Origin of the sequence: Cumulibacter manganitolerans, assembly GCF_009602465.1 — a bacterium.
In the GTDB taxonomy this organism is placed as follows: domain Bacteria; phylum Actinomycetota; class Actinomycetes; order Mycobacteriales; family Antricoccaceae; genus Cumulibacter; species Cumulibacter manganitolerans.
The window spans coordinates 1-9407 of sequence record NZ_WBKP01000083.1; the positions used below are offsets into that span (position 1 = coordinate 1).

A 9407-nucleotide genomic window follows, 5' to 3' on the forward strand; every position below is an offset into this window, starting at 1 on the left:
CGCCCCGGCCGCGGCGACGTACCTGCCGGCCGCCGGCGCCCCGGCGCAGCAACCCGCTCCCGGGCCGGCGCCGTTCCCCGGCTCCAGCGCCGGGAACCCGTTGACGATCTACTTCAACTACGACAGCCCTGCGCTGGTCGACACGACGAACGAGGGGGTGGGATCGGGGCAGCTGGCGAAGCTGCAGCTGTTCGCCGCGCACGCGCAGTCGGCGCGGGTCACCGCGCTGACCGTCAACGGGTACGCCTCGCCGGAGGGGTCGGCGGCGCACAACGCGACGCTCGCCGCCAACCGGGCGGGGGCGGTGCGGGACCGGCTGGCCACGCTGCTGTCGGGGGTGCGGATCACCATCGGCACGACGACGGAGCTGCCCGGCGCGCAGGCGACGTGGCCGAGCCTCCGGCGCGCCGACGTCTTCGTGACCGCGCCGGTCATCTGACGCGTCCGCGGTCGGCTCAGCGATCGGCGAAGTGCGCGAGCGCGATCGCGGCGGCGGTCGCGACGTTGAGCGAGTCGACGCCGTCGGCCATCGGGATGCGCACGTTCCGGGACGCGGCGGCCATTGCCGCCGCAGTGAGCCCCAGGCCCTCCGCGCCGACGAGGACGGCGACCCGCGGCAGTTCCGGATCGAGCGACGAGAGCCGTACCGCAGGCGGGGCGGGCGTCATCGCGAGCACCTGGTAGCCGATCGCGCGCAGCTCGTGCAGGGCGCCCGGCCACGACGCGGCGTCCACCGCGCAGAACGGCACGCGCAGGACGTTGCCCATCGACACCCGGACCGCTCGCCGGTACAGCGGGTCCGAGCAGCGCGGCCCGAGGACGACACCGTCGATCCCGAAGGCGGCCGCGTTCCGGAACAGCGACCCGAGGTTCTCGTGGTCGCCGACCCCCTCGAGCACGAGCAGCCGAGACGCGGTCGCCGTGAGCTCCGCGAGGCTCGGCATGGGCGCGCGGTCCGCGCAGGCCAGGACGCCGCGGTTCAGGTGGAAGCCCACGACGGCGTCCATCACCTCAACGGGCACGACGTACATCGGCGCGTCGCACTTCCCTTCCAGGGCCGCGATCCTGGAGGCGACCCCCATGACGGCGCGCACCGGGTAGGGGGAGGCGATCAGCCGCTCGACCACCGGGACCCCCTCGGCGATGACCAGGCCGCGCCCGCCCGGTCGGTCGGGTCGGCGGTCGGCGTTCGTCAGGTCCCGGAAGTCGTCGAGGCGCGGATCGTCGGCGGAGCCGACGGGCGTGCTAGTGACCGGACTTGCCATCGTCGGTCGACCGCGGGCGCGGCGGCATCGCGATCTGGCGGCCGCGCGCGACGAGCCGGCCCTCGGTGTCCCACAGGTCGACGTCCTCGCACGCGTACGGCGCCGCGCCGTACGGCGAGCCGTAGATCCGCATCAGCACGGTGTCGCCGGCCGGCTTGCAGTACGAGGTGACCTGCATCTGCAGCGTGGGCGCCCACCCGTAGCGGCCCTGGGCGAACGACACGGGCGGCGCGATGTCCGAGAGCGTCACCAGCGCGAGGGTGTCCAGCGGCCGGCCGTCGCGGAACCGCACCCAGCAGTAGAGCTCGTTGGCGGGGTCGTCCGCGCGCCGCGGCCCGAAGCCGGGCACGAAGCGCATGTCGACGACCTCGGCGGCCGGCGGCTGCTTGCCGGTGCCCCAGACCTCGGGGCACTCGTCGAACCCGGCGACGTCGGGATACTGCTGCTCGACGAAGGTGTCCTCGAGCCCGCAGGGCAGCTCGCCGAGCGTGACCAGCGAGCTCACCCGGGTCTCGCCGTCCTGCACGATGCGCGCGGTGGCCGCGCTGATCCGGCGTCCGACGCGCGTCACGTCGACCTCGACGTCGAACGCCCCCGGCGTGACCTGGGCGGCGAAGATCGTCGACACCGCGAGGTGATCGAGATCGGGACCGACCACCGCGCTGGTCGCCGCGGCGGTGGCGCCTTGCAGGTAGCCGCCGTTGATGAACTTCCCACCGATGTTCCACGCCGGGTCGCACGACTCGCGGTGCAGCACGCGCTCGTTGAGCTTCTCGAATGCGAGGGCCTGGTCCAGCCGATAGGTCACGTGATCTCCTCCAGTGGCTCGCGCCGGTAGGGGATCATTGTCTCGTCCCCGATCCGCACGCTCAGATGGGGTCGGGAGTGCAGGTGCGTCTGCACCCGCAGGCCACCGAGCCGATGGATCAGGATGCCGCCGATGCACACCGCGGACAGCGCGGTCAGCGCGCCGCACAGCGCGAGCGCGACCTGGATGCCCCACAGGTCCGTCATCCAGCCGACCAGCGGAGCGCCGAACGCGCCGGTCCCCATGAGCGCGACGAAGTACAGCGCCATCACCCGGCCGCGGGTGGCGGAGTCGACCGAGAGCTGCACGGCGGAGTTGGCGGAGATCAGGAAGTAGAGGCTGACGACGCCGACCGGCACCAGCAGCACCGCGAAGAGCCAGTAGACGTCGACCCAGGCGATCGCGACCTCGGCGAGCCCGAACAGCAGCGCCGAGCCGACCAGCCCGCGCAGCCGCGGACGCGACTTGCGGTTGGCCGACAGCAGCGCGCCGGTGAGGGTGCCGAGGGCGAGCGCCGAGGCCAGCAGCCCGTACTGGGCGGCGCCCTGGTGGAAGATGTGCGTGGAGACCAGCGGGATGAGCACCTGCAGGTTCAGGCCGAACAGCGAGCAGCAGGTGGCCAGCGCGATGATCAGCGTGAGGTCCTGGCGCCCGCGCACGTACCGCAGCGCCTCCCGGATCTGTCCCGGCTGCCGGCCCGCCCGGTGTACGTCGTACATCCGCGAGCGGTCGATCATGCTCAGCAGCACGATGATCCACACGCTGCTCAGGGCGTTGATCAGGAACACCGGCCCGGTGCCGATCCAGCCGATCAGCACGCCGGAGAGCGCCGGGCCGACCAACCGCGCGGCGTTGAAGGACGAGGAGTTCAGGCCGACGGCGTTGACCAGGTCCTCCGGCGGCACGAGCTCGCTGGCGATCGACGTCCGGGACGGCGCCTCGATCGCGTTGGCGACGCCGAGGGCGAGGGCGAGGGCATAGACCTGCCACACCGCCACCAGGTCGGTCATGATCAGCACGCCGAGGACGGCGGCGGAGAACGCGACCACCGACTGGGTGATCCGCAGGACGTCGCGCTTGTCCATCCGGTCGGCGAGCACGCCGCCGACCATGCCGAGCAGCAGGGTGGGCACGAACTGCAGGAACGTGACGGTACCGAGCGCTACCGGGTCCTGGCCGGTGAGTTGCAGCACCAGCCAGTCCTGGGCGATGCGCTGCATCCAGGTACCGACGTTCGAGAGGATCGAACCCGTGGCGTACAGCCGGAAGTTACGGTGACGCAGCGAGCGGAAGACGCCGGAGGCGCGAGGGGCATCGTCCGCGTCCGTCACTCGCCAATCAGCCTCATGAGGATCTCGCTCGCCTCGACGAGCGTCTGCTTCTCCTGCTCGGTGAGGTCGCGGATCTGGTCGGCGAGCCACGCCTCGCGGGTGCGCGCCTCGTCCTCGAGGATCTGACGGCCCTTGTCGGTGAGCTGCACCAGCACCTGGCGGCCGTCGCTCGGGTCGGTCTTGCGGTCGACCAGCCCGTGGTCGTGCAGGGTGGTGATGACCCGCGTCATCGACGGCGGCTGCACCCGCTCGCGGGCCGCGAGCTCGCCGAGGGTCAGCTCACCGGCCGCCTTGATGCTGGCCATCGCCGAGAGCTGGGTGAGGGTGATCCGCCGGGCACCGACCGCCCGCAGCTGACGCATGGTGCGGGTGGTGGCGACGCGAAGGACACTCGCGACGTTGCTGGTGTCCGCGGGCTGAGAGGTGCTCACAACTACTTAGACTAGCAAAGTAGTTTGTCGTGCGGCCAGCGCCGGCTACAGGAACAGCTGGCGGAACGGGTCGATCGCGAAGTAGATGACGAACAGCCCCGAGATCACCCACATCAGCCAGTGGATCTGCTTGGCCTTGCCGGTGACGACGTGCAGCAGCACCCACGTGATCATGCCGGCACCGATGCCGTTGGTGATCGAGTAGGTGAACGGCATGAGCGCGATGGTCAGGAAGATCGGCACGACCTCGGTGAAGTCGGTCAGGCTGAGCTCCTTGACCTGCATGATCATCAGCGCGCCCACGACGATCAGGGCCGGCGCGGCCGCCTCGCTCGGCACGATGTTGACCACCGGGGCGAAGAACATGGCGATCAGGAACAGCACGCCGGTCACGACGGACGCGAGCCCGGTCCGGGCGCCGTCCGCGACGCCGGACGTCGACTCGATGTACGTGGTGTTCGAGGACACGCTCGCCGCGCCGCCGGCGACGGCCGAGATGGAATCGACGAACAGGATCCGGTCGAGGTTCTCCACCGTCCGCCCGTCCTCGAGCAGGTCGGCCTCGGACGCGACGGCGACGACGGTGCCCATCGTGTCGAAGAAGTCGGCCAGCATGAGGGTGAAGATGATCAGGATCGCGCCGACGGCCGACATCTTGAAGGCGCCGAACAGGTCCACCTGCCCGATGATCGACAGGTCCGGGGTGTCGACCACCCGCTCGGGCAGCGACGGCACGTTCAGCTGCCAGCCGGTGGGGTTGGCCATCTTGCCGTCCGCGCCGATGAACGGCCCGACCTTGGCGACCTTCTCGATGATGATCGCGATCACCGTCATCGAGACGATCGCGATGAGGATGGAGCCGCGGACCCGCTTCACGTACAGCACGGCCATCAGCAGGACGCCGAGGGAGAAGACCAGGACCGGCCAGCCCTTCAGCTCGCCGAACTGGCCCATGAGCACCGGCGCGCCGGACTCGTGCGGCTGGGTGAACCCGGCGTCCTTCAGGCCGATGAAGGTCAGGAACAGCCCGATCCCGACCGAGATGGCGATCTTCAGCTGGTGCGGGATCGCCTCGAAGACGGCGCGGCGGAAGCCGGTGACGACGAGCAGCGTGACCAGGACGCCCTCCAGGACCACCAGACCCATGATCTGCGGCCACGGCAGCTGGAACTGGGCGAGCGCCGCGACCTGCGCGTTGATGCCCAGACCGGCCGCGAGCGCGAGCGGGAACTTGCCGACGACACCCATCAGGATGGTCATCACGCCGGCGACGAGGGCCGTCGTCGAGGCGACCGCCGCGAACGGCAGCTTCGCGCCGGTCACGTCGGCCACGCCGGTCAGGATGATCGGGTTCAGCACGATGATGTAGGCCATCGTGAAGAACGTCGTCAGTCCGCCGCGGATCTCCCGGCCCAGGGTGGACCCGCGCCGGGTGATCTCGAAGTACCGGTCGAACCCGTTGCGCGGCTGTGCCGCGATGACCTCGACGCCGGGCCGCTCGCCGGCGGTCGTGGACTCGTCGGTGCGGTTGCTCTCGGCCATCTGCAGCGCTCGCCATTCCTCGGGCACGCCTCGCGGCGTGAAGTGTAGGTCAGAGAAGTTACCGGAGCGCCGGACCGGCCCACAAACCCGCGCGGGCATTCGTGACAGATGCCACCACTAGGCTGGGGTGGTGCCGAAGAACCTCCGTCCCGCTCCGCCACCCGAGCAGGTCGACACCCGCCGCGTGGTCACCGTCGGCACGCTGCTGTTCGCGGTGGCGGCCGTCGTCATCGCGCTGGTACCGGCATGGCGGGCGGCCGACGGCGGCCGGTGGCTGTGGACCGCCGTGCTCGGAGCCGCGCTCGGCGTCCTCGGCCACCTGGTGATGCGCTGGCAGAAGGCCCCGTGACGCGCTAGAGGACGGCGAGAACCGCGAGCAGCACCGCCGGCACCAGGACCAGGCCGTAGACCAGGACGCGACGGGTCGAGACCGCGACCAGGCGGCGCCGGCAGATCTGCAGCCACAGCACGGTGGCCAGCGATCCCCACGGCGTCAGCAGCGCACCGGCGTTGACGCCGACCAGCAGGCCGAGGACGCCGTGCGCGTCCCCCGCGAGCGGCTCGAGGAAGAGGTACGCCGGCAGGTTGTTGACCAGGTTCGCGCCGGCGGCGCCGATCACCACCAGCGCCCCGGTCGACAGCACCGTGCCGTGCAGCGGCCCGCCGGCGCCGGTCAGGTACGCGGCGGCCAGCCCGACGACCAGGAAGAGCCCCAGGGCGAGGCCGATGGCGCGCACCGGCACCGCCGTGTGCAGCCGCGCGGCGACCAGCCGGGCCCGGTCGCGCACCCCGAGGGCGCCCAGCAGCACCAGCAGGGCGGCGAGCGCCGCCATCCACGCCGTCAGGCCCGCGACGATCGCGACGCCGATGCATCCGACCGCCAGCACGCAGACGGCCAGCAGCCAGGGATCCTCCCGCTCGCCCTCCTCGGGATGTGCGTAGCCCCCCGTGAGATGTCCCCGGAACAGCACGGCGAGCACGAGCCCGGTGACCACGATCAGCACCAGCTGCGGCAGCGCGGCCAGCTGGGTCAGCTGGCGCCCGGAGATCCGCGGCCCGTGCACCGCCAGCAGGTTCGTCAGGTTGGAGATGGGCAGCAGCAGGCTGGCCGTGTTCGCCAGCCAGAGCGCGGCGAACGCGAACGGCAGCGGCTCGAGGCGCAACCGGCGCGCGAGCGCGATGCCGACGGGCGTGAGCAGCACGGCCGTGGTGTCGATGCTCAGCAGGATCGTCACGACCGCGCACAGCGCGCAGTACCAGGCGAAGAGCACCGCGGTGCGGCCACCGCCCCACCGCGAGATCGCGGCGGCGGCCACCCGGAAGCCACCGGCCACATCGAGCAGCTCGGCGACGACGGCGATCAGCGCCAGGAACAGCAGCACCGGCCAGACGCGGCCGAGCAGCGCCAGGACCGCGGCGGACACCTACCGCTTGGTTCGCGAGAGCCGCGGAGCGGCCTTGCGGTCGTCCGGGTGGGTGCGCTCGCGCAGCGCGAAGGCCGCGCGGACGGCGGCGACCACCTGGCCGGCGCTCAGCGCCGTGGACGCCGGCGCGGCCCGCCGGCCCCGGTTGGTCGCGTCGGCGAGCACCGCGGCGAGGGTGAGCCGGGCTCGCGCACGCCGCTCGGGCGACAGCTCACTGGGGCCGCGGGTGAGGCGGGCGCGGTCCACCGACACGGTGTCGTAGATCAGCGCGCCGCGCGTCGCCAGGTCGACGTCCATCTTGGCGGTCGCGTCGGAGTGCGCGCCGCAGCCGAAGTCGGCGGACACCACCTGGCCGTCCGCCGGCGACATCTCGTTTGCGCAGGCTCCGAACAGCCCCTGCATCGAGCCGGCGAGCGGCAGGTAGAAGCCGCACGTGCCGCAATGCGCCGGGGCGTGCCGGGCCATCGCGGTGTGCCCGCTGGTGGCGCCGTTGCGCCAGCGGGCGGCGGTGTCCAGGCGGCCCTCGCGGGACAGCACCCGCTCCCGGCCTAGACCGAGCTCCCAGGAGACGGCCTCCACCTGCGGGTCGTCGCTCTGGACGTAGCCCGGGACGAGCCGCTCGTCGGCGGGGTCCGAGGGGACGACGTCGCCCGGGTGCAGGTCGTCCGGGCGCAGCCGCTTCGCCCACGGCACCCAGGGCTTGGACTTGATCGAGCCGTCGCCGGGCAGCAGCACGACCTCGCTCGTCGTCGGCGTGGAGCTGTCCGGGGCACGCGCGATGCTGACCGCCCAGTACCACCCGACATACCCGGGCAGCTGGGCCCGGAACCGGTGGGTCGCGGCCAAGCCGAACCCGCTCGGCTCGCCCGCGACGCCGAGGTGCTCACCCACCTGCCGCTCGGGGACGTCCTCGAGCAGCGCGGCGCGCGCCTGCTCGGCAGCGGCGGCGAGGATCTCGTCGATGGGCTCCTGCTGCGTGGGAGCCGGCGGAATCGCGGTCTGCATCAGGCCATTGTCTCTCACCGCGGTGGCAGGGCACGTCGGGGTGCCCGTACATCGTCCGGCTGTTGGGGGAAGATGGATGCCATGACCCTGCCCGGATTCCCTCCCGCCGGTGACGACCGGCGACGGTCCGCGGCCGCCCCACCCTCGCCCCCGGCCTCGACCAGCACCACCGGGCGCGGCACCCGGCTGGTCGATGCCACCCGCACGTTCACCCGCAACACCGCCAAGCGCATCGACGACGTCTCGCGGGCCGACGGCGCGGACAAGTCGGGACTGCGCACCCTGATCTGGTCCAACTGCCTGAGCATGGGGGCCGACGCCCTGGTGTCGGTGTACCTGGCGGCGACGCTGTTCTTCGCGGCGCCCGGCGAGCAGCAGCGCGGCAACGTCGCGCTGTACCTGCTGGTCACTGTGGCACCGTTCGCGGTCATCGCACCGGTCATCGGTCCGTTGCTGGACCGCATCGACCGCGGCCGGCGGGTCGCGCTGGCCGCGACCTTCGGGCTGCGCGCGGTGCTGTGCTACCTGCTCGCGGTGCACACCGGCTCGACGGTGCTGCTGTACATCTGCGCGCTGCTGCTGCTGGTGTTCTCCCGCGCGTACACCGTGCTGCGGGCGGCGGTCGTGCCCCGCGTGCTGCCCGAAGGCATGCCGCTGGTCACCGCCAACTCCCGGATGAACGTCTTCGGGATGGTTGGCGCCGGCATCCTCGGCGCCGTCGGCGCGGGCATCATCAAGCTGTTCAACTCGCTGGAGCCGATCGAGCAGAGCACCACGCCCGGGGCGGTCGCCGCGCCGACCCTGGGCTTCACGATCGAGCTGATCGTGTCCGCGCTGGTGTTCCTCGCCGGCGGCTGGGTGTCGCTGCGCCTGCCGCAGCACGTGGACACCGACGAGGGCGAGGGCAAGGTGTCGATGAGCTCGCGCCGCGCCGAGGGGCGTTCGGCAGTGCGGCTGATGCTCGGCACGCACGTGGTCACGGCGCTGCGCTCGAGCAGCGTGCAGAAGTTCCTCGGCGGCTTCCTGTCCTTCTTCCTCGTCTTCTACATCCAGGCGACCATGCAGGGGTTCGGAGCCCTGGCGACCCTCGGGGTGCTCGGCGCCGCCGCCGGCGTGGGCTCGGTGGCCGGCACCTCCATCGGCACCCGGTTCGCCGGGCACTCCCCCGACAACGTCGTGCTGGTCGCCAGCGGGATCGCCGTGGGCTGCTGCATCCTCGCCGCCATCACCCCCGGCATCGCGATCTCCATCATCGTGGCGCTGATCGCGGCGGTGGCCTCCGCGCTCGGCAAGATCGCGCTGGACGCCATCATCCAGCGCGAGATCCCCGACGCCTACCGGTCCTCGGCGTTCAGCCGCAGCGAGACCGTGCTGCAGCTCGCGTGGGTGGCCGGCGGCACCCTCGGCATCCTGCTGCCGACGACGGCCGGGACCTTCTGGATCGGGTGGACGGTCAGCGCCGTCATCCTCACCGTCGCCTTCGGCCTGATCCTGTACGGGCGGCAGCGCGCGCAGCAGGAGGGCCCCCGCAAGCCCGGCCTGGCGCCGCGCGAGCCCTCCGGCCGGCGGATCTCGGCGGCGCTGCCGGCCCGGCTCCGGCG

Annotated in this window: 10 protein-coding genes; 3 read left to right on the forward strand and 7 right to left on the reverse strand. The window is 72.1% G+C overall.

Translation table 11 applies throughout. The features are described from left to right. Positions 1–439 (forward strand): OmpA family protein (locus F8A92_RS17605; protein ID WP_153506486.1); only part of this gene is annotated, 439 nt, incomplete at its 5' end. A 16-nt stretch (positions 440–455) separates the two neighbouring features. On the opposite strand, the gene F8A92_RS17610 is transcribed toward F8A92_RS17605, so the two are convergent. Genes F8A92_RS17610 through F8A92_RS17630 form a run of 5 tightly spaced genes read right to left on the reverse strand, consistent with a single transcriptional unit; the run spans position 456 to position 5404 of the window. Further along, positions 456–1265 carry a TrmH family RNA methyltransferase gene (locus F8A92_RS17610; RefSeq protein ID WP_153506487.1) on the reverse strand — a complete coding sequence of 270 codons (810 nt, stop codon included), beginning with the start codon at positions 1263–1265 and terminating at the stop codon, positions 456–458. Next, complete coding sequence (locus F8A92_RS17615) at positions 1246–2073, reverse strand: thioesterase family protein (protein ID WP_194291570.1); 828 nt, start codon at positions 2071–2073, stop codon at positions 1246–1248. Before F8A92_RS17615 ends, F8A92_RS17610 begins: the two co-directional genes overlap by 20 nt. Continuing rightward, the gene (locus F8A92_RS17620) at positions 2070–3404 is read right to left on the reverse strand and encodes an MFS transporter (protein WP_194291571.1); all 1335 of its coding nucleotides are present in this window, start codon (positions 3402–3404) and stop codon (positions 2070–2072) included. Before F8A92_RS17620 ends, F8A92_RS17615 begins: the two co-directional genes overlap by 4 nt. Then, positions 3401–3835 carry a MarR family winged helix-turn-helix transcriptional regulator gene (locus F8A92_RS17625; protein WP_228389551.1) on the reverse strand — a complete coding sequence of 145 codons (435 nt, stop codon included), beginning with the start codon at positions 3833–3835 and terminating at the stop codon, positions 3401–3403. The genes F8A92_RS17620 and F8A92_RS17625 overlap by 4 nt, the downstream gene beginning before the upstream one ends. Before the next feature lie 45 nt (positions 3836–3880). After that, on the reverse strand, positions 3881–5404 hold the full coding sequence (locus F8A92_RS17630; protein WP_228389552.1) for an NCS2 family permease: 1524 nt from the start codon (positions 5402–5404) through the stop codon (positions 3881–3883). Positions 5405–5507: 103 nt separating this feature from the next. Between F8A92_RS17630 and F8A92_RS17635 the strand changes: the two genes are divergently transcribed. Continuing rightward, positions 5508–5726 carry a DUF2530 domain-containing protein gene (locus F8A92_RS17635; RefSeq protein WP_153506489.1) on the forward strand — a complete coding sequence of 73 codons (219 nt, stop codon included), beginning with the start codon at positions 5508–5510 and terminating at the stop codon, positions 5724–5726. A gap of 4 nt (positions 5727–5730) precedes the next feature. On the opposite strand, the gene F8A92_RS17640 is transcribed toward F8A92_RS17635, so the two are convergent. Continuing rightward, entirely contained in the window at positions 5731–6801 is a 1071-nt protein-coding gene (locus F8A92_RS17640; protein ID WP_153506490.1) for an SLC13 family permease, read from the reverse strand. Beyond that, entirely contained in the window at positions 6802–7806 is a 1005-nt protein-coding gene (locus F8A92_RS17645) for a DUF3027 domain-containing protein (RefSeq protein ID WP_153506491.1), read from the reverse strand. 81 nt (positions 7807–7887) lie between these two features. Between F8A92_RS17645 and F8A92_RS17650 the strand changes: the two genes are divergently transcribed. Further along, on the forward strand, positions 7888–9407 hold a 1520-nt coding region (locus F8A92_RS17650), incomplete at its 3' end, for an MFS transporter (RefSeq protein ID WP_194291572.1).